Below are 23,182 nucleotides of genomic sequence, written 5' to 3'. Positions count from 1 at the left end.
TGAAATCTGATATATCAGATGTTAGATTTCTAACCATGGCTCAGCGGCGCGACGACACCATGGCACTGGTCGCCTTCATGCAAGCGGGAAACACTTCGGTCTACGCGGGCTCCTGGCGACACCCGGCAACCGAGCACGGTTATCTCGATGCCTCCTACTACGCGAAGATCGGCCGGCAGCTCGAAGAAGGCTGTTTCGACCTCATGTTCTTCGACGACCGGCTGGCGATGCCGGGCATCTACGGCGGCAGCGTCGGCGAGGCGGTCCGGCACGGCGCCCGCCCGGTGAAACTGGATCTGGGTGCGGTCCTGGGCGTGTTGTCCCAGGCCACTTCCCGAATCGGTTTGGGCGCAACCTATTCCACCACCTACTACCAGCCCTTCCATGTGGCGCGCACCTTCTCCACCCTGGACCATCTGTCCGGCGGGCGGGCGGCGTGGAACGTGGTCACCTCCGTCAACGATGGCGAAGCCCAGAACTTCGGCCTGGCAACACATCTCGGACACGACGAGCGCTACGACCGCGCCGACGAATTCCTGAACGTGGTCACCGGCCTGTGGGACACCTGGGAAGACGACGCGATCGTGCACGATCGGGCCGCGGGCATCTACGCCGACCCGGACAAGGTGCACGAACTCAACCACTCGGGGCAGTACTTCACCGCGCGCGGACCGTTGACCGTTCCCCGCACACCGCAGGGACGGCCGGTCATCATTCAGGCGGGCTCCTCCGGGCGCGGCCGCGAATTCGCCTCGCAGTGGGCCGATGTCATCTTCACCGGCGATCCCGGCCTCGAGGTGGCGCGTGCGCACTACGCCGATCAGAAGGCCCGGCTGTCGGATGCCGGCCGCGATCCGGCCGCGGTACGAATCTGCCCCATGGCCTACGCCGTGGTCGGTGAGACCGAGCGCCATGCCCGCGAGCGCGAGGACATGCTGCTCAACGATCTGGTGGATCCGATGGCTTCGCTGACGCTGCTGTCGGAGCTGATGAACTACGACTTCGCGCAGTACGCGCTCGACGATCCGGTCACCGATGAGCTGATCGCCTCGGTCAGCGGTATTCGCGGGCTGGTCCAGAATCTGCGCGCCCATCTCGGCGGCGAGACCGTGACGGTCGGCGATCTCGCCGGGCATCGGGCCACGCTGCTGCAGGGACCGCGGTTCGTGGGCACCGGCGCGCAGGTCGCCGGGCAGATGGCCGAATGGTTCCACGGCGACGCGTGCGACGGATTCGTGCTGGCCGCAACGCATCTGCCCGGTGCGTTCGAGGATGTCGTACGGATGGTCGTGCCACATCTGCAGCGCGCCGGCCTGTTCCGCACCCGGTACACGGGTACGACTCTGCGTGACCACCTGGGTCTGGCCCGCCCGCAGCGCCGCACCGTGGTGCCCCTCGGGACGAGTGCGTAGATGAACCCGGCGACACAACCGCTGCACGGAATACGGGTACTCGATTTCGCCACCCTGGCCGCGGCTCCGCTGGCGGCCACCTATCTGGGCGAGTTCGGCGCCGAGGTGATCAAGGTGGAGCAGCCCGGGACGGGTGATCCGTTGCGCGGCTGGGGCAATCAGCGCGACGGCGTCGGCTTGATGTGGAAGTCGATCGCCCGGAACAAACGCTGCGTCACCTTGGATCTGCGACGCGAACCGGGGCAGAAGTTGTTGCGACGCCTGGTGGAGCAGGTGGATGTGGTCGTGGCCAATACCCGTCCGCACACCTTGCGCGCCTGGGGCCTGGACTACGAGAGCCTGCGCGCGGTGAACGACCGCGTCGTCATGTTGCACATCACCGGTTTCGGACTCGACGGCCCCAAGAGCGATCGCCCCGGCTTCGGCACCCTCGGCGAGGCGATGAGCGGATTCGCCCATGCCACCGGCGAATCGAGCGGTCCGCCGACCCTGCCACCGTTCATGCTCGCCGACGGCATCGCCTCGCTCAATGCCGCCTACGCGGTGATGATGGCGCTCTACCACCGCGATGTCCACGGCGGGCCCGGGCAGCTCATCGACATCAACCTCATCGATCCGCTGGCCCGGTTGCTGGAGCAGAACCTGCTGGGCTACGACCAGCTGGGCATCGTCGCTCAGCGAGGCGGTAACCGCTGGGACATCTCGGCGCCACGCAACACCTACCGGACCTCCGACGGGAAATGGCTGGCCATGTCGGGCAGTTCACCTGCCTTGGCGCTGCGGGTATTTCGCGCGATCGGTCGTGCGGATCTGGTCACCGACGCCGATTTCGCCGATCCGCAACGCCGGCTGAAACGGGCGAGTGAGGTCGACGCGGTGGTCGCCGACTGGGTCCGGGTACACACCCTCGACGAGGCGATGGCCGTCTTCGAGGCCGAGCAGGTCGCTGCCGCACCGGTTTACGACACCGCCGACCTGGTACGCGACGAGCAACTGCGCCACCGCGAGGTCTTCGTCCGGACACCCGACGAGGAATTGGGAACCATGACCGTGCAGGCGCCGGTACCCCGGTTCTCGGCGACCCCCGGCAGCATCACCCATCTCGGCCCTCGCCTCGGCGCCCACAACACCGAGGTCTACCGGGACCTGCTCGGACTCGACGACACCGAACTGTCCGCCCTGCGCGCGCAAGGCGTGCTCTGACCGCTTGCACCGGTACAGACTGTTTCCATTACAGCACAAAGGATTTCGACCATGACCGACCTGTTGCGCCGCTCGGAGCTGGCACTGCCCGCCGTCAACGACCACATGTTCGACAAGGCGCTGTCGTGCGGCGCGGATCTCGTCTTCCTGGATCTCGAGGACGCCGTTCCCGCCGCGCACAAGATCGAGGGCCGTAGCAAGGCGATTCGTGCGCTGACCGAACTCGACTGGGGCACAACCGTTCCCGCCATCCGGATCAACGGGCTGGACACCCCCTGGTGTCACGACGACATCATCGAGGTCGTCACCAGGGCCGGGAACAAGCTCGAGACCATCGTCGTCCCGAAGGCGCGCACGGCGCGCGACGTCTGGTGGGTGGACATGCTGCTGACCCAGCTGGAGACCAAACTCGGCCTGTCCCGGCGCATCCGGCTGGAGGTCCTGATCGAAGAGGTCGAGGGGCTGGCGAACGCCGAGGCCATCGCCGTCGCGAGCGATCGGGTCGACGCGCTGATCTTCGGTGTCGGCGACTTCTCGCTGTCCCAGGGTGCGCGGGTGGACACCAATTTCGAGCCCCTGGGTGACTATCCGGGCGACTTCTGGCACTACGCGCGGAACAAGGTGCTGGTGGCCGCCCGGATCGCGGGGATCGACGCCCTGGACTCCCCCTATCCCGACTATCGCAACCTCACCGGCTACGAACGTGATGCCGGGCGGTCGGCGCTGCTCGGCTATACCGGAAAGTGGGCGATCCACCCCGATCAGGTGCCCGTCGCCAATCGGATCTACGCGCCCACCGCGGACGACATCGCGCTGGCCGAGCGTAATCTCGCCGCCTACCGCGCGGCCGAGGCGCGGGGACGCGGCGCCGTCGGCGTCGAGGGCGTACTGGTCGACGCCGCACACGTGAAGATGGCGGAGGCGACACTGGCCCGCGCGGCGCTCGTTTCCGCTCGCGGCTGATCCGGCGAGGCACGACCATGCTCGAATTACTCGAGGAACGCACCGACGGACTGGCGCTGCGGCACATGTTCGCGACCTTCCCCGCCGGGGTCGTCGCGGTATGTGCCGACATCGACGACGCGCCCTGCGGTTTCGCGGTCAGCACCATGGTGCCGGTGTCCCTGGACCCGCCGCTGATGCTGTTCTGCGTGCAGCGCACGTCGACGACGTGGCCGCAGTTGTCCACCGCCGAGCGCCTGGGCCTGAGCCTGCTCGGCGCGGACCAGCACGCCGCGGCCCGGGCACTCGCAGGTCCCGGCGGCGAACGCTTCCGGGACCTGCGAGTACATCGCGGCGATCGGGACGCCGTCTTCATCGACAGCGCAACCTGCTGGGTCGAGGGCTCGGTGCACAGCATCGTGGACGCCGGTGACCATCTGGTGGTCATCCTCGGCATCCATCGAACAGCCACTCGCGCGGGCGGGCGGCCGCTGGTCTTCCACGACCACGGCTTCCGCCGGCTGCAGGAACCCGAGGTGTGACGGGCTAGTTCTTCGGCTTGTTCAGTGTGTCGAAGAACTGGATCCCGCTGATCACCGCGACCGGAACCCCCAGGATGATGGTCCCCGCCGCGGCGCCGAGCGCGGCACCGGCGGAGCCGCCCGCGAGGCAGCCGCCCGGTGCACCGGCGAAGAAGATCGGGGGCATCAGCGCGGTGCCGACCAGCGCACCGGCCACACAACCACCGACCAGGCCGATGGCGGTTCCGACGAGCACACCCAGACCGGTCGCGAGACCGATCTGGTTGGCCGCCACACCGAGGGCGTCGTTGAAGTCGGCCTGATCATCGATCGGAGTCAGATCCGGTGTCGTCGAGGCGACCGCCTCGGCCGGATTCGTGCTGGGCGTCAGCACCGCGGTCCGGCCGTCGACCTGCGCCGCGATCGGCCAGTCCCGCTGATCGTGCTTGTAGGTCAGCGGCAGGCCGGCGACGAGATTGCCGTTGTCGTCGAGGATTTCGAATTGGTTGCCGCGCACGTTGAGCCGGCCGCCGTCGGTCCGCAGCACCACCGAGTGGTCGACCACATTGGCCGTGTAGTGGATCCCGGGCAGCACATCGGTGCTCACGGTCGAGCCGGGCCGTTCCTGCGGGGCCGCCGGGGCATCGGCATTCGCGGTACCACCGGCGACGGTCAGTGCCGCGATGGTCAGCGCGGAGCCGAGAACGAGTGAGGTCCTGGTCTTCATGGGATTTCCTTGGTGATCGATCGGAATGGCCTGGTGGACAGCGACTCTCGTGGTCGCCGTGGATACCGTCGGCGGCGATCGCGACGTGCAGGGCATGACTTCTCCAGATGCCGGCACGACGAGGGGACCGTCCCGCTCATGCGGGCGCGGTCATGAGACGAACGACAACGCGAGGTGCTGCGGACCGCCTGTCGAGGCGGTCGGCTCGGCACGGCGACAGCCGCGCGCCGAGCTCACCTCATCGACCACTGTGCGGCGTTGCGGCGGCATCCGAGGATGCCGCGATCACACCGGTCGCGGTGTCGATGACTGAATGTTTTCCGGCACAGACGAATACCGAATATCCCAGGAAGCTCCGGCAAGCTCCGACGGATGGTTCGCCGTCCGGCGGTGAAACCCGCGTGCTCAGTGGCAGGGGAAACCGAGGAAATGACGTGCGTCGTGCACGAATTCGTGGACATGCATATCGCTGCCGAAGATCGACACCGCGCCCTGATCCACACCGATGAAGTAGTACGCCAGCAGCGCGAGGATGGTCGTTCCCGCCAGCCACAACGCCGTGGTCGGGATGGACAGCGACACCGGCCGGATACCGGCCTGAGGTGCATACGACGTGGCCATGAACTTCTCCTCACCTGACGGGGATATCGCGTCCCCGGGCACTACTACCGGCGACGATCAAGGGTCCGACTCGAAGTTCCGACAAACTCCACACGGCGGCGCGACCGTCCCGGAATCTCACCGGGTTCCTCTACTCATCGCTCGTATCACCATAAGAGAACGCGAATGCCGAGGTCAATCCACCGGGGTGGACTCGTTCGAAAACCGCACTTCCGCCGGGCCGTCCGCGGCTCCGGTCACGCCCGCCGCGGCGCGATCCGATCCTTGACGAGCGGTACCTGGCGAGACGGCCGATTGCGGCGTCCGGCCCGGCCGCATGTAACCTTTTCTCCCGGAACTCGCACCTGAGGCGGGTTGATCCCCGTCCAGGGGCCAGAAGGGAGATACCGATGGGTAAGCGTGGGCGTAAGAAGCGCAGCCGCCGCAAGAATGCGGCCAACCACGGCAAGCGGCCGAACTCCTGAGCCGTCGCGCCGTGCGATAAACGCCGAATGCGGCATGTCATCGATGGATGGCATGCCGCATTCGGCTTTCATGAGTGTGTGCTCAGCGCTCCGGTTCGACCCGGGTCTCGGTGATCGTGACCGCCTGCCGGATCTCAAGGGTGAGCCGCTCACGCAGTGATTCGGGAGCCCGGTCACCACCGCATTTGCGGCTGAGCAGCCGCTTGAGCTTCTCCTCCAGGCCGTAGGCCTCGATACATGGAGAGCAATGGTCCATGTGGTGCTGCAGACGCGCCCGGGTGGCATCGTCGCATTCGCCGTCGAGCATGAGCCACACGTCGGTGAGCACCGCCGAACAGTCCAGCTCCATTCCGTCCCCAGCGCCCCGATCGTCGTGCTCGTGCCCACTGTTGCTCACTGGGTTACCTCCTGACGCGCGCCGTTGCCCGGTCGGTTCCGGTCGAACCCCCGCTCGTGTGCGACATCGGCCAGCAGCCCCTTGAGCTGCTTACGTCCGCGATGCAGCCGGGACATGACGGTGCCGATCGGAGTCCCCATGATGTCGGCGATCTCCTTGTAGGGGAAGCCCTCCACGTCGGCGTAGTACACCGCCATGCGGAATTCCTCGGGCAGCGACTGCAGGGCAGCCTTGATGTCGTCGTCGGGCAGGGCCTCGAGCGCCTCCATCTCCGCGGATCGCAGACCGGTGGACGTGTGCTCGGCCGTGGCGGCGAGCTGCCAGTCGGTGATCTCGTCGGTCGGATACTGCGCGGGCTGGCGCTGCTTCTTGCGGTAGGAGTTGATGTAGGTGTTGGTGAGGATTCGATACAGCCAGGCGCGTAGGTTGGTGCCCTCCCGGAACGACCGGAAGCCCTGGTACGCCTTGGCGAAGGTCTCCTGCACCAGATCCTCGGCATCGGCCGGATTACGGGTCATCCGCAGGGCCGCGCCGTAGAGCTGATCCAGCAGCGGAAGTGCGTCGCGCTCGAAGCGCCGGGCGAGTTCGGTGTCGTCGGCAGTGCTGCGCACGGTGGATTCCCCGACCTCTACGGCGGCATCGGACGAGGCGGTCGCCTCGTCTTCCACCGGGTCGTCGGGGATCTCGATGTCTTCCGGCCGGGAACCGCCCGCGCTCTCACCGCGGGGGCGATCGGCCGCCAGTTCGTCGTCGCTCGTCACGGAAGTCCCTTCGGTCGCCGTAGCAGTTGAATCTACCGCGCGCGCGGGATGCCGGCCGAACCCGGTGTCCGGGGTCACGATGTCGATCAGCGAGTACGCGTGCGAGTCGCCGATCGTTACCGGGCGTTCGTCGACGAGGACGGTCACCGGCTTCTCCTTCGAGCTGTCTGGGTCGCGTGCGGTTGTGCTGACAACCGCTCCGTGCTGGCGGAACAGTTCAACATGGCAAGCGCCCGCTGTGTTCCCGGCCGACCCCGCCGACAGGCAGAAATCCCGTTTGCCGGGTGGAAACGGACATCGGTACGGTGGCCGGCATGGCCGCATCCACACCCGCGATCGGAGCGCTGATCCGTGCCCGGGTCCCCCATGTGGTGCATTCGTATCCGCACGATCCGCGCAGCGACAACTACGGCGACGAGGCGGTCGCGGCGTTGTCGGAGCGGGTGGGTGTCAGCGCCGAGCAGATCTTCAAGACGCTCGTCATCGAACTGTCCACCGGAGCCGCGGCCGTGGCGGTGGTACCGGTGCCGCGATCGCTGTCGTTGAAAGCGGCCGCCGCGGCGCTGGGCGCGCCCAGGGCGGCGATGGCCGACAAGGTCAAGGCACAACGCATCACCGGCTATGTCCTGGGCGGAGTGTCACCATTGGGTCAGCGGCGTGCACTACCGACGGTGATCGACGATTCCGCCTCGAATTGGGATCGCGTGCTGTGCAGCGCCGGTCGTCGCGGGCTCGAGATCGAGCTGGCACCGGCCGATCTGATCCGTCTCACCACCGCCGTCACCGCTCCCGTCGCGGGCCCCTGACCCGTCGGTGCCCCCGGCAGCCGGCGCCGGCGCGGTCCGAAACATCGCCACATCACAACCGCTTTGTGTATACAAATAGTTGATTGCCGCAAGTAGTTGGTCGCCGCCGGTGACACGGCGGGGACGCACAGCAGGAGGCCGCGGAGATGGACGGCGAACAGGTGACCGACACGATCGGCCAGCAGCTGATTCGCCTCGGGCGCATCCGAGAGCGAACGAATGCCCAGGTCGCGGCCGCTTCTCATGGCGAGGTCGACACCTCCGCGTATCGCATCATCTTCCGGCTGCTCAGCGATGGGCCGATGCGGTCGGGCACCCTGGCCGAGGCCATGTACTCCGATGCCTCCACCATCAGCAGGCAGGTGGCCGGGCTGGTCAAACGGGGCCTGCTCCGTCGCGAGGCCGACCCCGACGACGGCCGCGCCAGTGTGCTGATCGTCACCGAAGCCGGCCGGGAGATGGCCGTGCACCTGCGCGCCCTGCGCAACGAGATGATCGGGCGCATCCTGACCGACTGGAACGACGCCGACCGCGAGCAGTTCGCGATCCTGTTCCATCGCTTCGTCGACGATTACGAGGCCGCGCGCCCGGCGATGCTGGCCACGGATGTACATCCGGAGGCAGTGGCACCCGAGAAGGACGGATAGCGACACTCCGGCCGGACACGCAGAACCACGGGTGCGATTCACAGGAATCACACGAACCACACCGCCGGCTGTGCGTTACTTGTCGGGCAGTTCGTTCTACCCCCGATTCGTTTCGAACCGAGGATGTGATGCGAAATGACCCACCGTCCGCGCGTGCGCAGCCTGATCGTCGCGGCCACCGGCGCCGCACTTCTCCCGCTGGGAGCCGGTCTGCTCACCACCGCACCGGCGAATGCGGCACCCCGCCCAGCGGTTCCCGCCCGCAATCCGAACTTTCCGCTGGGTGGTGGCGAAGCCGAGCAGCCGGGCAAGCCGGAGAAGGAGCCGCGGACAGAGAAGGATCCACGGGCCGAAAGGGCCGAGAAGTTGGGCGGAGCCACCGCCACCGACATCATCAACATGAGCGCGCACCTGCTGAAATGCGGGCTCAACATCGCGGCACCGACCGTGAAATGCGACTAGCCACACCGCAGCGCGCCGGGGGCCGGGGTTCAGATCAGGCTGATCTGCCCGGCCTCCTCGCCACTCGCGCCGGGCGCCGGGTCCAGCAACCGCGGCCCGTTGTTGCGCACCGAATTCACCAGAGGTGCGACCGGTCGCGCGACGATCGACGAAACCAGCTGCGCCCCTGGGGTTTCCAATAGATCGGCCGGTGCCGGATGGTCGGGATCGAGCCACGCGTCCCACTGCGCGCGCGGCATCATCAGCGGCATCCGATCGTGAATGCGCGTGAGGTCACCGACCGCGTCGGTGGTCAGGATCGTGCAGGACAGCAGTGGTGCCATGTCCCGGTGCTCCGGATCCCGCCAGACCGACCACAACCCGGCCATGTACAACCGGTGCCCGTCGGCATCGGACATGTAGTACGGCTGCTTGACCGCCTTGCCCGACCCCGTGGGGTGCGGTTCGGCGAGCCACTCGTACCACCCGTCCATCGGCACCAGACAGCGCCGCTTCTTGACCGCGTCCCGGAACGAGGGCGCGGTTGCGGCCCGATCGGCGCGGGCGTTGAACAGGGGCTTCCCCTTGGCCGGAACCCCCGGCTCACCGGCTTTGGCCCACACCGGCACCAACCCCCATCGCATGCGGCGGATGCGCAGCGCGGGATCGTCGTCGGGATGATCGTGATCGTGGCGGCGAACCACGGTGAGTACCCGGTTCGTCGGTGCGACGTTGTAATTCGCACCAGGCGCACCCGCGCCGGATTCGCCGGCCCGCGCAGCCGTGCCGTTCCCCGGGGCGATGCTGTCGCCGGTCTCGTCCAGAGCGTCGAGTTCGACCGCCAACCTCGCCGGATTCGCCGTGGTCGCATATCTGCCGCACATGTCTCCATGCTGCCATCGCGCACCGACGACGACCGTAAGCTCGGAGGTATCCGCGCGACGAGAACAGACAACTGAAGGCGGTTGACATCACATCTTGGGTGTGAGAACTTCTTGCCACAACTCTCTCAATAGGGGTCGCCGAATCATGTCCACCACCGAATCCACCGCTGAGTCCACCGCCGCCGCGGCGACGGCATCCGCATCTGCCCCGGCCACCGAGCTCACCTCGGTGAATCCGGCCACCGGCGAGGTCCTCGCCACTCACCCCATCGCCGACGAAGCGGCGGTTCGCGCGGCCGTCGCCAAGGCCCGCGCGGCCGCGCCCGTCTGGAGCGGACTCGGCTTCGCCGCCCGCAAGCGCGCACTGCTGCGCTGGTCCAGTCGCCTGGTCGCGCGCGCCGACGAATTCTGCGATCTGATCCACGCCGAGAACGGCAAGCCGCGCGACGACGCGTATCTGGAAATGATGCTGGCCCTCGAGCACATCGCCTGGGCAGCCAAGCACGCCGAGAAACTGCTCAAGCCCAAGAAGGTCTCCCCCGGCGCGCTGATGTCGAACTTCGCCGCCTCCATCGAGCAGCGCCCGCTCGGCGTGATCGGGGTGATCGGGCCGTGGAACTACCCGGTGTACACGCCCAACGGTTCCCTGGCCTATGCGCTGGCCGCGGGCAATACCGTCGTGTTCAAGCCGAGTGAGTACTCGACCAGCATCGGCAATTTCGTCACCCAGGCCTTCGCCGACGCCAATCCCGAACTGCCCGACGGCGTCTTCACCACGATCAACGGCTACGGCGCCACCGGTGCCGCGCTGGTCCAAGCCGGTGTCGACAAGATCGCCTTCACCGGATCCACCGCGACCGGTAAGAAGATCATGGCCGCCGCCGCCGAATCGCTGACCCCCGTTCTGCTGGAGTGTGGCGGTAAGGACGCGGTCATCGTCGCCCCCGATGCCGATATCGCCGCCGCGGCGGACGCGGTCGCGTACGGCGCGACCATGAACAGCGGCCAGACCTGTGCCGGTGTGGAGCGGGTGTACGTCGACAAGTCGATCCGTGAACCATTCCTCGCCGAGGTGAAGAAGATCCTGTCGGATGTGCACTCCGGCTCCGACAACAAGGCCTCCTACGGCCCGATGACCATGCCCTCGCAAATCGACATCGTGCGCCGGCACATCGAATCGGCGCTGGCCAACGGCGGCACCGCGATCGTGGGCGGCCCGGATTCGGTGCACGCCCCCTATGTCGAACCGGTGGTGCTGGTCGATGTCGACGAGGACTCGGACGCGGTGTGCGAGGAGACCTTCGGTCCGACCGTCACCATCCGCACCGTCGACAGTGTCGACGAGGCCGTCGAACTCGCGAACAAGTCGAAGTACGGACTGGGCTCGGCGGTCTACTCGCGCAAGCACGGCCTCGAGATCGCCCGGCGCCTGCGGGCCGGTGCGACCTCGGTGAACTCGGTCCTCGGATTCGCGGCCATCGCGGCCCTGCCCTTCGGCGGCGTCGGCGATTCCGGAATCGGCCGCATCCACGGTGAGCCCGGCCTGCTGGAGTTCACCAGCCCGCACTCGATCGCGGTGCAGCGCTTCGCGATTCCGGGCATGGCGCTGATGAGCTACAAGCGCACCGATGCCACCATGAAGCTGCTGCGCCGCATGGTTCCGCTGCTGCACGGTCGGAACAAATAGCGCCGCAAGGCTTTCCGTGGGCTCGCATCGAATTCGGTGCGAGCCCACGGCATTTCGTCATCGACCGGCGCCGAACATCGCGATCAGATCGCGCTCGTCTCCCGTCAGCTCGCCGGCCCCGACCACCTGCTCGACCGGCAACATCCCCGAGGCCGGGCTCAGCACCACGGCGATGTCCGCGCGCAGCACCGTCGCCGGACGCGATTCACCGTCGAGTCCGACATGCACTCCGGACGGATCGATCCGCACGGTGGCGAGAGTGCCGTCGACCTCGACCCCGGTCTCCGCGGGTTCGTCGGCCGCCCGTCCCCGCGCTGCGGAATCGATTCCGCAGCATCGCCCTGGACCACCCCGGATTCCGACCGTCCACCGCGGCACCCGGCAACCGATACTCCCCCGAGGAACATTCCGCCGTGGTCGTCGCCTTCCTCGACCTGCTCGGACAGTCCGGTATCACCCTCGTCGCCCACGATCGGGGCGGGCCGATCGGCCTCGCCGCGGCCGGGCAACGGCCCGTACCGTTCTCTCACCTCGTCCTGGCCAATACCTGGGCCTGGCCGTTGAACGGCACTCCGACGGCGAAGATCGCCTCCCGGGTCGCGGGCGGACCCATCGAAACTTCCCCACCACACGACGGTGATCGTGCACGGAGCCGGCCATTTCGCGCAGTCCGATGCCGCCGCGGAGATGGCGCGGCCATCACCAATTGGTGGAGCGCCTGACACAGCGCCCCTCCCATGAGAGAAGATGGTGCGGTGAGTTTCTGGCCCGCGCCCCATATCGACCATGCCGTGCACGCGACCGTCACCCTGCCCGGGTCCAAATCGATCACCAACCGGGCACTGATCCTGGCCGCGCTCGCCGACCGCCCCGCGACCATCAGCGGTGCCCTGCGCAGCCGGGACACCGAGCTGATGATCGCGGCATTACGCGCGATGGGCACCGCGATCACCGGCGACGCCGACGTGCTCGCGGTCACGCCGGCTGAGCATCTGCACAATGCCACCGTCGACTGCGGACTGGCCGGCACCGTGATGCGCTTCCTGCCGCCGGTCGCAGCGCTGGCCCAGGGCGATGTCGCGTTCTTCGGTGACGAGCAGGCTCGCGCCCGCCCACTGAACACGATCCTCGACGCGCTGCGCACCCTCGGAGTCGATATCGACGGCGACACCCTGCCGTTCGTCGTGCGCGGAAGCGGATCGCTGCGCGGCGGTGAGGTCACCATCGACGCCTCCGGTTCGTCACAGTTCGTCTCCGGGCTGTTGTTGTCGGCGGCGCATTTCGAATCCGGGCTCACCGTGCGCCATCAGGGCGCCCCGCTGCCATCCCTGCCACACATCGAGATGACGGTGCAGATGCTGCGCCAGGCGGGGGTCCGTATCGAGGCGCCCACCGATCCGCGCAAGGAACAGGTCTGGACCGTCCAGCCCGGACCGATCCACGCGGTCGACTGGGAGGTCGAACCGGACCTGTCCAATGCCACGTCTTTCCTGGCCGCCGCCGCGGTCACCGGCGGCGAGGTCACCATTCCACACTGGCCGCAGCTCACCACCCAGGCCGGTGATGTGATCCGCGAGATCCTGGTCCGCATGGGCGCCGAGGCCCGCCGCTTCGACGGCAAGCTCACCGTGCGCGGCCCGCGCAGCCTCGCCGGTATCGATATCGACCTGCACGATGTCGGTGAACTGACCCCGACCGTGGCCGCCCTTGCGGCACTGGCCGATTCACCGTCGCGACTGCGCGGGATCGCCCATCTGCGCGGCCACGAGACCGACCGGCTGGCGGCGCTGACCACCGAGATCAACCGTCTCGGCGGCAAGGTCACCGAAACCGAGGACGGCCTCGCCATCGAGCCCACCCCGCTGCAGGGCGGCCGGTGGCATTCCTACGCCGATCACCGGATGGCCACGGCGGGAGCCATTCTCGGCCTGCGGGTACCCGGCGTCAGCATCGAGGACATCGGCACCACCGCCAAGACCCTGCCGCAATTCGTCACCCTGTGGGAGTCGATGCTGTCCGGCGCCGACACGTTATCGGGTGAGGGAGCGGCCCACTGAGGCGCCGGGAGTACGACGAATCCGATGTCCGGGTCCGCCCGGGCAGGGGTTCGCGTCCCCGCACCAAGACACGGCCCGAACATCGAGATGCGATGTCGGCCATGGTGGTTTCGGTGGACCGGGGACGCTGGGGTTGTGTCCTGGGCGGTGATCCGGATCGGCACGTGGTGGCGATGCGGGCCCGCGAGCTGGGACGCACTCCCATCGTGGTCGGCGATCAGGTGGATGTGGTCGGCGACCTGTCCGGAAAACCCGACACTCTCGCACGTATCGTGCGTGTCGCCGACCGCCGAACCGTCCTGCGCCGCACCGCCGATGACACCGATCCGTTCGAGCGGATCGTGGTCTCCAATGCCGAACAGCTGTTCATCGTGGTCGCCCTCGCCGATCCACCGCCTCGCACCGGTTTCGTCGAACGGGCCATGGTCGCCGCCTACGCGGGTGGCCTGCGCCCTGTCCTGTGCCTCACCAAACACGATCTGGCCGCGGACTCCGAATTCGCCTCGGAATTCGCCGATCTGGATCTCACCATCGTTCATGGCGGCCGCGACGATCCCCTCGAGCCGATCCACCGACTTCTCCAGGATTCCCTCACCTGCCTGCTCGGCCACTCCGGAGTCGGTAAGTCGACACTGGTGAATCGCCTCGTCCCCGAGGCAGATCGCGCCGTCGGAACGGTATCCGGTGTCGGTAAAGGCCGGCACACCTCCACCCAGTCGGTGGCCCTGCCCCTGGTCGACGGCGGGTGGGTCATCGACACTCCGGGCATTCGCTCCTTCGGCCTGGCCCACATCTCGCCCGACGACGTCATCGTCGCCTTCCCCGATCTGTCGGAGGCCATCGAGAAATGCCCCCGCGGCTGCACCCATCTGGGCCCGCCCGCGGATCCCGAGTGCGCGCTGGACGAACTGCCGGGCAAGGAACGCCGCGTGGCCGCGATTCGTCTACTGCTCACGGCGCTGAACTCCAACGACCCGTGGGTCGTCGGCAACGGCTGAGCCCTCTCCCGACTCGCCACCAGCGGGAACGCGGCGCCACTGGGCACAATACGGTAAGCCCTCATAGAGTTCTTCCACTGTGGGAACACATGAGCAGCAGTACACATTCGCACAGCACGTCATGCTCCGATTGGCCAGATCCGGGGCGGTGGGATCGGCACGCGTCCGTTATCAGGCGGACGAGTTCGCGATCACGGTCGGTGACGATCAAGTGTTGTTCCTGAGCAATATCTTCCACCAGACCGACGGCATGGCCCAGGATGAGCGTGATGCGCGGATCGATCGGTTCCTCGCCGCGCTCATGAGTACCGACGCCCCCGAGAGGGCGGCCTGGAATGACGTCCGCGGCGCACTGCGGCCGATTCTGCGCACGGCGACCTATGGTCTCGGAGCACCCGGGAAGACGCCGGATCTACTGTCGCGCGAAGCATTTCCGTTCATCAACGAACTGGTGGCGATCGACCGGGAGGACACCCGCGCGATCGTCACCACCAACGACGCCGAACGATGGGGTGTGCCGGCCGAAGAGATCTTCGCCTGCGCCCGGGAGAATCTGGCCGCCACCCTGTCGGCGGCCGCGCTCTCACCGGGGGCGCTGAGCCGATTCGTCGACGATGGCAGCGGATACTTCTCGTCGTATCCGCTGATGTCGGAATGGCTTGCGGCACTGGCTACTCCGGATTTTCGGCCGGTCGTGTTCATTCCCGATGTGGACAGCTTGCTGCTGGTGCCCGACGATCCGGAGATCCTGGACCGGATTTTCGACATCGTCGAGGAGCAGTATCGGGAGGCGCCCCGACCGCTGTCACCGCAGGGCTACACACTCGATGATCACGGCACCGTCGTGCCTTTCGATCGAGCCGGACCACATCCGGCACTGCCCGCCGCCCAGCGGGCCGCCGCGGGCCTCGCCGTCACCGAGTACACCACGCAATCGGAGTGGATCGGCGATCGGTTCGACACCGACCTCGAAATCGAGGAGTTCGACCTCGAACCGGCCTTCCCCGCCACCCCGCTCTTCGTGGACGGAGACGACGGCCCATTCACCATCACCACCTGGGGCGAGGGCGCCGAATTCCTTTTGCCCCGAGCCGATTACATCGCGTTCTGCATCATGGACGAGCAGGAGGAAGTCAGCACCCTGTGCACCGTCCCGTTCGACACGGCCGCGCGGATCACCGGGATCACGGCCGTACCCGGATTGACTCCGGAACGATTCGAGGTCCGGCACTGGCCCGAACCGCCCACCCTCGCGGCACTGGCCCGCGCCGACGTCGTGCTGGCCTGATCCCCGGGGCCCGGACATCGCGCGCCGGCGCCGATGCGACGCCGGCGCGCGATGTCACCGAGCACCGACAGTGTTCGATATCGGTGCGGCATTGCGCGCCGGTATCAGCAGCTCGTCGAGATCTGTGTAGTAACGACCGGATTCGCACGGCTGGTCCAGCAGAATCCGTCGCGCGGCATGGGTGACGAGGGCACCGCCGAGCATCACGCCGGATGCCAACTGGGGCCAACTGCTCAGCGTGTGTCCGATGCGGCCGATCGACTCGGTGATGGCGGGGCTGGCATTGCCGACATCGACCATCGTCAGCATGAGCTCCAGTTCCTGCGCCTTCGACACCTCACGGATATCGGACGACACGAGAGCGCCGAGCCGGCCGTGCAGGACCGGGCGATCGGGCTCGGCGTCGAATCGCTCGATATCGAGCATTCCCCGATCGTTGCAATCCATCACGACCGGAATCCGGCGCGCGCGGGCCTGCTCCCGTGCGACCACCTTGATGTAGGCGGTATCGCATTCCTCCACGAGCAGGTCCAGGGGACCGTCGCCGCCGTCGAAGAATTCGGTGATGTTGTCGTCGGTGAGCCCATTCGGGAAGAGCTCGATATCCAGGTACGGGTCGATTTCGAACATCTGCCGGGCCGTGATGACGGTCTTGTTCACACCGGCCGCGGTGACACCGGCACGCAACCTGTTCAGGTTGGTCATCTCGAAACTGTCGTGATCGGCCAATTTGTACGCACCGCCCACTCCTTCGAGCGCGAGGGTGAGTGCGGCACAGTTACCGACCGACAGACCGATGATCCCGATTCGGCGATTCAGCAACCGCCGCTGCTGTCCGCGAGTGATCTTCTCCCGGTTGCGATCGGTGCGAATCAACCGAAATTCATTGCGCGGCAGCACATGTACCAGGTCTCCGGACCACGGATACCAGGCCCATGAGCCGTAGTCCGGCATGTCGACGCCGCCGAGCTGCTCGGTGATCTCGGCACCCAATTGCTCCGGCGTGAAGCGCTGCCCGGGGTCGCGGCTCCGGATGAGCTCTGCCAGCTGGCTGCGCATGGTGTCGTGAACGGCACGCACCTGGCCGGACGCCAGGAGCGCGGCCATATCGGCTCGGCTGCCCGGATCGGCCGGCGTGAACAGTACCGGTCGCCAACTGGTGCGATCGACGTCGTCGGCCGGGGCCGCGGCCGCCGGTACCGGCTGTGCGGAGGCGGGGGCCTCGTTCGGCATCGGATCATCGGTGGTGATCAGTGTCGGGAATCGGGCCGCCAGCTCGGTGACCAGATCGTGGAACTCGTCGGCGCCGTCGGCGACTCGCTGCGCCATGATCACGACATCTTCGGTGTAACTGTCGACGTAGCGGCGGGTGCCATCGATGCGACGGAACCCCAATCGCGCGTAGAAACCGTCCTGCCCGTCCTTCGTCCCCGAGGTACCGATGACGGCGCTGGCCCCCAGATACCACGCGGCACCGATGGACAGAGCGATCAGATGGAGACCGAGCCCCAGCTTTCGGCTGCGGTGCTCGACCACGAGCCTGCTGGGCTCGAAGGTCGAGCCGGGATCCAAACCCTCGGCAGCCAGCATGTCCGCGTATCCGGTGTCGCCGAGATGAGCGCGCGAATGCAACAGCTGCCCGCTGTCGGGTGTGCCCAGCCGTACGTATCCCAGCGCCGGACCGCCGGGTTCGGCTGCCGCGACGAAATGCCAGGCGTTGTAGTCGAGATCCTCATCGTCGGTATAACCGCCGTCGGCCGCACGGAAATCGGGCCGGCGGCCATGGTCGAACAGAATCCGGGCGCGCAGTTGCCTGATCTTCGACAGCATTTCGGCATGCCCCGCGACACCGCGACGTAACTGAAATGCCGAAATGGACCAGGAATCCCCCGGTCCGGCCTCCGCCACCGGGCGCACAGGTGCCGGATTGTCGGCGCGGCCGAGGGATTGTGCGGATTCGTCGGCGGCCGAGCGGGAAACCATGAACTTATTCACCGAAGCTTTCTATTGTGGTGAAAACCTTTTACCCGCACAGCTTCTCAGCACCGGCCCCGGCTCCCGCGCCGCTGCCCCCAACGATGGGGAGAAGCGTCGAGCCGCACGAAAAAGGCCGGCCCACCTGAGAGGTGGACCGGCCGCTGATCTCGCCGAAACTACCGGCGCCGCTTGGACTTCGGCGGCTTGGCCCCCTTGGTCTCCGACCGCGCCGCCTCGCGACGCTCACGGCGGGTCATAGCCGCGGCCTGGCCGTCGCCGTACTCCTGCTCCGCGCTGTGCACAGCCGCGTGCCCTCCCTCGTCGGGGCCGGAGAAGCTCAGGCCGCGCGGACCGCTCTCGTCGATCCCCTTGGCGCGCAGTGCGGCCGGAGCGTTGGCGGCGGATCCGTTGGGAGCCTGGGCAGCCGGCACGGCCGGGGCCGGGGCCGGGTGCGAGGCGCCCAGCGGGGAGCGCAGGCCGGGTTCGACCGCCTGCTGCGGGGCCTGCTGCACCTCGACCTGGAGGTTGAACAGGAAGCCGACCGACTCCTCCTTGAGGCCTTCGAGCATCGCCGCGAACATGTCGAAACCCTCGCGCTGATATTCGACCAGCGGATCGCGCTGGGCCATCGCGCGCAGGCCGATGCCCTCCTTGAGATAGTCCATCTCGTAGAGGTGTTCGCGCCACTTGCGGTCGAGCACCGACAGCAGCACCTGGCGTTCCAGGTTGCGCATGCTGCCCGGCCCGGCCAGATCGTCGATCTCCTTCTCACGCCGCGCGTAGGCGTCGTGCGCGTCCTCGAGGACCGCGTCGAGCAGTTCCTCGCGGCTCAGCTCGCCGATCTCGCCGGTCCGGCTCTCACCGGTGAGGTCCTCGTATTCGATGCCCACCGGGTACAGCGTCTTCAACGCCGTCCACAGTTTCGCGAGATCCCAGTCCTCGACGTACCCATCGGCGGTCGCGCCGTCGACGTAGGCGGTGAGGACGGCGCTGATCATCTCCTGAACCTGGCCCTCCATGTCCTCACCGGACAGGATGCGCTGACGTTCGGCGTAGATGACGGTGCGCTGCTGGTTCATCACCTCGTCGTACTTGAGAACGTTCTTACGGATCTCGAAGTTCTGCTGTTCGACCTGGGTCTGCGCGCTCTTGATGGCGCGCGAGACCATCTTGGCCTCGATCGGCACGTCGTCGGGCAGGTTGAGCCGGGTCATGATCGACTCCAGCGCCGCACCGTTGAAGCGCCGCATCAGTTCGTCGCCGAGGGACAGGTAGAAACGGGACTCACCCGGGTCGCCCTGACGGCCGGCACGACCACGCAGCTGGTTGTCGATACGCCGCGACTCGTGCCGTTCGGTACCGAGCACATACAGGCCGCCGGCGTCACGCACCAGATCGGCATCGTCTTCGACCTGCCGCTTGACCTCGTCGAGCGCGGGCAGCCAGTTGGCCTCGTAGTCGTCGGGGGTGTCCACCGGGTCCAGGCCCTGACGCCGCAGCAGGGTGTCGGTGATGATGTCCGGGTTGCCGCCGAGCACGATGTCGGTACCACGACCGGCCATATTCGTCGCCACGGTGACCGCGCCCGGCCGACCGGCCTCGGCGATGATCTGGGCTTCCTGCTCGTGGAACTTGGCGTTGAGCACGTTGTGCGGAATGCCGCGCTTGGTGAGGGCCTTGGACAGATACTCCGAGCGTTCCACCGAGGTGGTACCGATCAGCACCGGCTGATTCTGTTCGTGCCGCTCGGCGATGTCGTCGGCGACCGCGGCGAATTTGGATTCCTCGGTCTTGTAGATCAGATCGGCCTCGTCCATACGGACCATCGGCTTGTTGGTCGGGATCGGGACCACACCGAGGCCGTAGGTCTGGTGCAACTCGGCCGCCTCGGTTTCGGCGGTACCGGTCATACCCGACAATTTGTCGTACAGACGGAAGTAGTTCTGCAGGGTGATCGTGGCCAGCGTCTGATTCTCCGGCTGGATCTCGACCGATTCCTTGGCCTCGATGGCCTGGTGCATACCTTCGTTGTAGCGGCGCCCGACCAGAATGCGGCCGGTGAACTCGTCGACGATGATGACCTCGCCACTGCGGACGATGTAGTCCTTGTCGCGAACGTAGAGTTCCTTCGCCTTGATCGCATTGTTCAGATAGCTCACCAGCGACGAGTTGGCGGACTCGTACAAATTGTCGATACCGAGCTGATCCTCGACGAATTCGACACCGGCCTCGTGCACACCGATGGTGCGCTTCTTGATGTCGACCTCGTAATGCACGTCCTTCTTCAACAACGGTGCAATTCGGGCGAATTCGGCATACCACTTACTGGAGGCATCGGCCGGGCCGGAGATGATCAACGGGGTACGGGCCTCGTCGATCAGAATCGAGTCGACCTCGTCGACCACGGCGAAGTTGTGCCCACGCTGAACCAGATCGTCCAGCGAATGGGTCATGTTGTCGCGCAGGTAATCGAAGCCGAATTCGTTGTTCGTGCCGTAGGTGATGTCGGCGCCGTAGGCCTGGCGGCGCTCGGCCGGCGTCATACCGGACAGGATCGCGCCCACCTGCAGACCGAGGAAACGGTGCACACGGCCCATCCACTCGGAGTCGCGTCGAGCCAGGTAGTCGTTGGTGGTGACGATATGAACGCCATCGCCACTGATCGCGTTCAGATATGCGGGCAGGACCGAGGTCAGGGTTTTACCCTCACCGGTCTTCATCTCCGCGACGTTGCCGATGTGCAGGGCCGCGCCACCCATCACCTGCACCTTGTAATGCTTCTGATTCAGCACGCGCCACGATGCCTCGCGCGCGGTCGCGAACGCCTCGAGCAGCAATTCGTCCAGGGATTCGCCATCGGCGTAGCGTTCTTTGAATTCGTCGGTCTTGGCGCGAAGATCCGCATCCGACAGCTCGGCGAATTCGTCTTCCAGACCGAGCACTTCATCGGCGAGATTTCCGAGCCGCTTGACGGTGCGGCCCTCACCAAAACGTAGCAACCTCGTCAAACTCAGCGCAGGCACGGGTCTCGTCAGTCCTCTGGTCGATGTTGTCGTCTTGCAGTGCTACTTCCTCGGCACACCGCGCTACTGCGCGCATACCGGAGCCCCGCCACACATCGTATGGGCGAAATCCCCGGCGCGTGGATACGCGGCATCGTCCATGGTAATGCGGCCTCCATCGTAAGCGTCCGCGTGGCGGCCCCTCACACCCCGCGGCCACCGGCGGCTCAGCGCATGCGCAAGGCGCCCACGCGCCAGCGTCCGCGCCGCAGTACCAGGCGCGCCGCGATCGCGAATCGCCGTGGACCGCGGTCGTAGCCCGCGAACACCTCCGCACCGTACGCGGTGATCTCGGAGATTTTCACGGTCACCAGGACGGCGCTGCCGAGGCGGCGTTCGGCCGCGGCGGTCCTGGCCAGTGTCTCGACCGCCGCCAGCACGGTCGGCTCGACCACCGATCGCAACTGACCCGCGGGGCGGCGCCCGTCGATCACCTCCAGCACCAGTCGCAGTGAACGGTCGGCGAATCGGGCCGCGGCGCAGTCGCCCTCGCCCGCGGCTCCGAAGCACACGGTGGGCGGGGCCGGTGTGCGCGGGGAGCGCCCGTCGTGGGTGCCGCGGCGGCGGGCCCGCAGCCCGGTGACGGCGGCACTCGAACCACCCGCTCCCCCTGGTTCCAGGGGTGGTTCGAAATGGGGTGCGGCGCCCATCGAGCGGTGGGTGTATACCGGGCTTACAGAAGACTCGAGCATTCGACACTCCCCCTGGTCGGCCTGCCTCGGGCACGGATCGCACCAGCATGCCATGCCCCTCGGCACCGACGACGGGTTTTCCGGCGGCACGACAAATCCCGGCTGTAACGCCGTGATCGGTTTGTGTGACTCCACAATGGAGGAAGTCACCGAGAGGAGTATCCGACAGCGTGATCACGAGACTGACGCCGCAGGACGCATCGTTCTTCCGTCTCGAGTCGAGCAGCAATCCCATGCATATCGGCTCGCTCGCGATCCTCGGAGTGGCGAATCCACCCGCCGGTGCCGGGGATGCGGCCGCCGATCTGGACTATCAGGGCCTGCTCACGCTCGTCGACAGCCGCCTGCCGATGGTTCCGCGCTATCGGCGCAAGGTTCGTGAGATCCCGTTCCGGGTGGGGCGCCCGGTCTGGGTGGAGGACAGTCGATTCGACCTCACCTATCACGTGCGCCGCTCGGCGCTGCCCGCCCCGGGATCCGACGAACAGCTCTACGAACTGGTCGGGCGGCTGTCGTCACGACCGCTGGATCCCAGTCGCCCACTGTGGGAGATGTACCTGATCGAGGGCCTGTCCAGGGGCCGCTGCGCGATCTTCACCAAGACTCATTCCGCGCTGGTGGACGGCGATATCGCGCTCGAGATCGGGCATGTGATCCTGGATTCCGGACCGCAGCCCCGCGAGGTCGGTCCCGATACCTGGGTGGCTCATCGCGAACCCGGCGAGGTCGAACTGCTGGGGATGGCTCTGGCCGAGATGGCCACTCAGCCCGCCACCGCCTGGGAGGTGATGCGCGATGCCGGTGCCAATGCCTCGGCGGTGGCCGCGGCCGCGGGTAAGGCCGTCGATGCCGCCGTCTCCCGGGTCCGCACCGCCGGTCGCGGCGCACCCGACAGCATCTTCAACACCGCCATCTCGCGCAGCCGCCGGTTCGACATCGCCAAGACCTCCCTCGAGGACTACCGCCGCATCCGCAAGCGGTTCGACTGCTCGATCAACGACGCGATCCTCGCGGTGATGACCGGTGCCCTGCGGATATTCCTGCAATCGCGCGGTGAGGTGCTGATCGAATCGGCGGTGCTGCGCGCGGTCGTTCCGATGTCGGTGTACGTCGAAGGCGCGGGCGACGAACTGCGCCCGGCCAGCGAGGTGTCCTCGTTCCTGATAGATCTGCCGGTGGGAGAACGGAATCCGGTCATCCGGCTCTCGCACATCTCACATGCCACCGGTGAGCACTCCCGCAACCACCGCGGGGTGCGCGCCCGTACGCTGGTCCACATGGCGGGCTTCGCACCGGCCAGCCTGCACGCGATGAGCGTGCGGGCGGCGAGTACGTTCGCAGAACACACATTCAACCTGGTGATCACCAATGCCCCGGGTCCGCAGCAGCCGATGTACATCGGCGGCGCGCGGATGCTGGAGATGTATCCGGTGTCGCCGTTGCTGCGTAATCAGGCGTCGAGTATCGGAATCACCTCCTACGACGGGCAGGTGTTCTACGGTCTCAATGCCGACCGCGAGGCAATGGCCGATATCGCCGTACTGGCGGCGGCGGTACGCGAATCCATGGAGGAGATGCTCGGTGCCTGCGTCTGA

Annotated in this window: 22 protein-coding genes and 1 riboswitch; of the genes, 13 read left to right on the top strand and 9 right to left on the bottom strand. The window is 66.8% G+C overall.

The window, feature by feature from the left end; genetic code table 11:
• The first annotated feature begins 35 nt into the window (after nucleotides 1-35).
• The 4 genes from AB0L57_RS19630 to AB0L57_RS19615 are packed head-to-tail and all read left to right on the top strand — an operon-like array spanning nucleotide 36 to nucleotide 4,099.
• Nucleotides 36-1,412: an LLM class flavin-dependent oxidoreductase gene (locus tag AB0L57_RS19630; RefSeq protein WP_364963892.1), complete on the top strand. Its 1,377-nt coding sequence runs from the start codon at nucleotides 36-38 to the stop codon at nucleotides 1,410-1,412.
• Nucleotides 1,413-2,615 (top strand): CoA transferase, encoded by a 1,203-nt coding sequence (locus AB0L57_RS19625; RefSeq protein WP_364963889.1) that lies wholly within the window; start codon nucleotides 1,413-1,415, stop codon nucleotides 2,613-2,615.
• Nucleotides 2,616-2,666: 51 nt separating this feature from the next.
• Nucleotides 2,667-3,578 carry a CoA ester lyase gene (locus AB0L57_RS19620; protein WP_364963886.1) on the top strand — a complete coding sequence of 304 codons (912 nt, stop codon included), beginning with the start codon at nucleotides 2,667-2,669 and terminating at the stop codon, nucleotides 3,576-3,578.
• A gap of 17 nt (nucleotides 3,579-3,595) precedes the next feature.
• The gene (locus AB0L57_RS19615) at nucleotides 3,596-4,099 is read left to right on the top strand and encodes a flavin reductase family protein (protein ID WP_364963883.1); all 504 of its coding nucleotides are present in this window, start codon (nucleotides 3,596-3,598) and stop codon (nucleotides 4,097-4,099) included.
• A gap of 4 nt (nucleotides 4,100-4,103) precedes the next feature.
• Here the strand turns inward: AB0L57_RS19615 and AB0L57_RS19610 are convergent, their stop codons facing one another.
• The 4 genes from AB0L57_RS19610 to AB0L57_RS19595 form a co-directional block, all read right to left on the bottom strand.
• A complete protein-coding gene (locus tag AB0L57_RS19610; protein ID WP_364963881.1) occupies nucleotides 4,104-4,805 on the bottom strand; it encodes a hypothetical protein in 702 nt (233 codons plus the stop codon).
• Nucleotides 4,806-5,210: 405 nt separating this feature from the next.
• Nucleotides 5,211-5,426 (bottom strand): CbtB-domain containing protein, encoded by a 216-nt coding sequence (locus tag AB0L57_RS19605; RefSeq protein ID WP_364963878.1) that lies wholly within the window; start codon nucleotides 5,424-5,426, stop codon nucleotides 5,211-5,213.
• An 8-nt stretch (nucleotides 5,427-5,434) separates the two neighbouring features.
• Nucleotides 5,435-5,583: riboswitch (adenosylcobalamin (AdoCbl) riboswitch) on the bottom strand.
• A 389-nt stretch (nucleotides 5,584-5,972) separates the two neighbouring features.
• Nucleotides 5,973-6,239 carry a mycothiol system anti-sigma-R factor gene (gene rsrA / locus AB0L57_RS19600; protein WP_364964320.1) on the bottom strand — a complete coding sequence of 89 codons (267 nt, stop codon included), beginning with the start codon at nucleotides 6,237-6,239 and terminating at the stop codon, nucleotides 5,973-5,975.
• A gap of 44 nt (nucleotides 6,240-6,283) precedes the next feature.
• Nucleotides 6,284-6,898 (bottom strand): sigma-70 family RNA polymerase sigma factor, encoded by a 615-nt coding sequence (locus tag AB0L57_RS19595; RefSeq protein WP_364964317.1) that lies wholly within the window; start codon nucleotides 6,896-6,898, stop codon nucleotides 6,284-6,286.
• Between the two features lie 455 nt (nucleotides 6,899-7,353).
• On the opposite strand from AB0L57_RS19595, the gene AB0L57_RS19590 reads away from it, so the two are divergent.
• The 3 genes from AB0L57_RS19590 (at nucleotide 7,354) to AB0L57_RS19580 (ending at nucleotide 8,963) form a co-directional block, all read left to right on the top strand.
• On the top strand, nucleotides 7,354-7,854 hold the full coding sequence (locus AB0L57_RS19590; protein WP_364964315.1) for an aminoacyl-tRNA deacylase: 501 nt from the start codon (nucleotides 7,354-7,356) through the stop codon (nucleotides 7,852-7,854).
• 146 nt (nucleotides 7,855-8,000) lie between these two features.
• Nucleotides 8,001-8,501 (top strand): MarR family transcriptional regulator, encoded by a 501-nt coding sequence (locus AB0L57_RS19585; RefSeq protein WP_364963875.1) that lies wholly within the window; start codon nucleotides 8,001-8,003, stop codon nucleotides 8,499-8,501.
• Between the two features lie 135 nt (nucleotides 8,502-8,636).
• Complete coding sequence (locus AB0L57_RS19580; protein ID WP_364963873.1) at nucleotides 8,637-8,963, top strand: hypothetical protein; 327 nt, start codon at nucleotides 8,637-8,639, stop codon at nucleotides 8,961-8,963.
• 29 nt (nucleotides 8,964-8,992) lie between these two features.
• Here the strand turns inward: AB0L57_RS19580 and AB0L57_RS19575 are convergent, their stop codons facing one another.
• Entirely contained in the window at nucleotides 8,993-9,826 is an 834-nt protein-coding gene (locus AB0L57_RS19575) for an SOS response-associated peptidase (protein ID WP_364963870.1), read from the bottom strand.
• 145 nt (nucleotides 9,827-9,971) lie between these two features.
• Here AB0L57_RS19575 and AB0L57_RS19570 point away from each other — a divergent pair, with 145 nt between their 5' ends.
• Nucleotides 9,972-11,513: an aldehyde dehydrogenase family protein gene (locus AB0L57_RS19570; RefSeq protein WP_364963868.1), complete on the top strand. Its 1,542-nt coding sequence runs from the start codon at nucleotides 9,972-9,974 to the stop codon at nucleotides 11,511-11,513.
• 57 nt (nucleotides 11,514-11,570) lie between these two features.
• Here the strand turns inward: AB0L57_RS19570 and AB0L57_RS19565 are convergent, their stop codons facing one another.
• Entirely contained in the window at nucleotides 11,571-11,762 is a 192-nt protein-coding gene (locus AB0L57_RS19565; protein WP_364963865.1) for a hypothetical protein, read from the bottom strand.
• Here AB0L57_RS19565 and AB0L57_RS19560 point away from each other — a divergent pair.
• From AB0L57_RS19560 to AB0L57_RS19545, 4 genes are all read left to right on the top strand, one after another.
• Nucleotides 11,717-12,235 carry an alpha/beta fold hydrolase gene (locus AB0L57_RS19560; protein ID WP_364964312.1) on the top strand — a complete coding sequence of 173 codons (519 nt, stop codon included), beginning with the start codon at nucleotides 11,717-11,719 and terminating at the stop codon, nucleotides 12,233-12,235. The genes AB0L57_RS19565 and AB0L57_RS19560 overlap by 46 nt on opposite strands.
• A gap of 15 nt (nucleotides 12,236-12,250) precedes the next feature.
• On the top strand, nucleotides 12,251-13,570 hold the full coding sequence (aroA, locus tag AB0L57_RS19555; protein WP_364963863.1) for a 3-phosphoshikimate 1-carboxyvinyltransferase: 1,320 nt from the start codon (nucleotides 12,251-12,253) through the stop codon (nucleotides 13,568-13,570).
• On the top strand, nucleotides 13,567-14,568 hold the full coding sequence (rsgA, locus tag AB0L57_RS19550; RefSeq protein ID WP_364964308.1) for a ribosome small subunit-dependent GTPase A: 1,002 nt from the start codon (nucleotides 13,567-13,569) through the stop codon (nucleotides 14,566-14,568). Before aroA ends, rsgA begins: the two co-directional genes overlap by 4 nt.
• A gap of 79 nt (nucleotides 14,569-14,647) precedes the next feature.
• A complete protein-coding gene (locus tag AB0L57_RS19545; RefSeq protein WP_364963860.1) occupies nucleotides 14,648-15,856 on the top strand; it encodes a hypothetical protein in 1,209 nt (402 codons plus the stop codon).
• Between the two features lie 54 nt (nucleotides 15,857-15,910).
• On the opposite strand, the gene AB0L57_RS19540 is transcribed toward AB0L57_RS19545, so the two are convergent.
• The 3 genes from AB0L57_RS19540 to AB0L57_RS19530 all read right to left on the bottom strand — a co-directional run bounded on the left by AB0L57_RS19540 (nucleotide 15,911) and on the right by AB0L57_RS19530 (nucleotide 21,545).
• Complete coding sequence (locus tag AB0L57_RS19540) at nucleotides 15,911-17,851, bottom strand: ThiF family adenylyltransferase (protein ID WP_364963858.1); 1,941 nt, start codon at nucleotides 17,849-17,851, stop codon at nucleotides 15,911-15,913.
• A 158-nt stretch (nucleotides 17,852-18,009) separates the two neighbouring features.
• Nucleotides 18,010-20,856, bottom strand: coding sequence for a preprotein translocase subunit SecA (gene secA / locus AB0L57_RS19535; RefSeq protein ID WP_364963854.1), 2,847 nt, complete (start codon nucleotides 20,854-20,856; stop codon nucleotides 18,010-18,012).
• Nucleotides 20,857-21,062: 206 nt separating this feature from the next.
• The gene (locus tag AB0L57_RS19530) at nucleotides 21,063-21,545 is read right to left on the bottom strand and encodes an Rv3235 family protein (protein WP_364963851.1); all 483 of its coding nucleotides are present in this window, start codon (nucleotides 21,543-21,545) and stop codon (nucleotides 21,063-21,065) included.
• A gap of 212 nt (nucleotides 21,546-21,757) precedes the next feature.
• On the opposite strand from AB0L57_RS19530, the gene AB0L57_RS19525 reads away from it, so the two are divergent.
• Nucleotides 21,758-23,182, top strand: coding sequence for a wax ester/triacylglycerol synthase family O-acyltransferase (locus AB0L57_RS19525; protein ID WP_364963849.1), 1,425 nt, complete (start codon nucleotides 21,758-21,760; stop codon nucleotides 23,180-23,182).

This window comes from Nocardia sp. NPDC052254 (assembly GCF_040679495.1).
GTDB lineage: Bacteria > Actinomycetota > Actinomycetes > Mycobacteriales > Mycobacteriaceae > Nocardia.
This window is presented reverse-complemented; position numbering and strand designations above follow the sequence as displayed.

Excerpts from the sequence above, each read along its gene's own strand:
- AB0L57_RS19630 (WP_364963892.1), top strand. The coding sequence starts at position 36 with ATGGCTCAGCGGCGCGACGACACCATGGCACTGGTCGCCTTCATGCAA.
- AB0L57_RS19625 (WP_364963889.1), top strand. The coding sequence starts at position 1,413 with ATGAACCCGGCGACACAACCGCTGCACGGAATACGGGTACTCGATTTC.
- AB0L57_RS19620 (WP_364963886.1), top strand. The coding sequence starts at position 2,667 with ATGACCGACCTGTTGCGCCGCTCGGAGCTGGCACTGCCCGCCGTCAAC.
- AB0L57_RS19615 (WP_364963883.1), top strand. The coding sequence starts at position 3,596 with ATGCTCGAATTACTCGAGGAACGCACCGACGGACTGGCGCTGCGGCAC.
- AB0L57_RS19610 (WP_364963881.1), bottom strand. The coding sequence starts at position 4,805 with ATGAAGACCAGGACCTCACTCGTTCTCGGCTCCGCGCTGACCATCGCG.
- AB0L57_RS19605 (WP_364963878.1), bottom strand. The coding sequence starts at position 5,426 with ATGGCCACGTCGTATGCACCTCAGGCCGGTATCCGGCCGGTGTCGCTG.
- rsrA (WP_364964320.1), bottom strand. The coding sequence starts at position 6,239 with ATGGAGCTGGACTGTTCGGCGGTGCTCACCGACGTGTGGCTCATGCTC.
- AB0L57_RS19585 (WP_364963875.1), top strand. The coding sequence starts at position 8,001 with ATGGACGGCGAACAGGTGACCGACACGATCGGCCAGCAGCTGATTCGC.
- AB0L57_RS19580 (WP_364963873.1), top strand. The coding sequence starts at position 8,637 with ATGACCCACCGTCCGCGCGTGCGCAGCCTGATCGTCGCGGCCACCGGC.
- AB0L57_RS19575 (WP_364963870.1), bottom strand. The coding sequence starts at position 9,826 with ATGTGCGGCAGATATGCGACCACGGCGAATCCGGCGAGGTTGGCGGTC.
- AB0L57_RS19570 (WP_364963868.1), top strand. The coding sequence starts at position 9,972 with ATGTCCACCACCGAATCCACCGCTGAGTCCACCGCCGCCGCGGCGACG.
- aroA (WP_364963863.1), top strand. The coding sequence starts at position 12,251 with ATGAGAGAAGATGGTGCGGTGAGTTTCTGGCCCGCGCCCCATATCGAC.
- AB0L57_RS19530 (WP_364963851.1), bottom strand. The coding sequence starts at position 21,545 with ATGGGCGCCGCACCCCATTTCGAACCACCCCTGGAACCAGGGGGAGCG.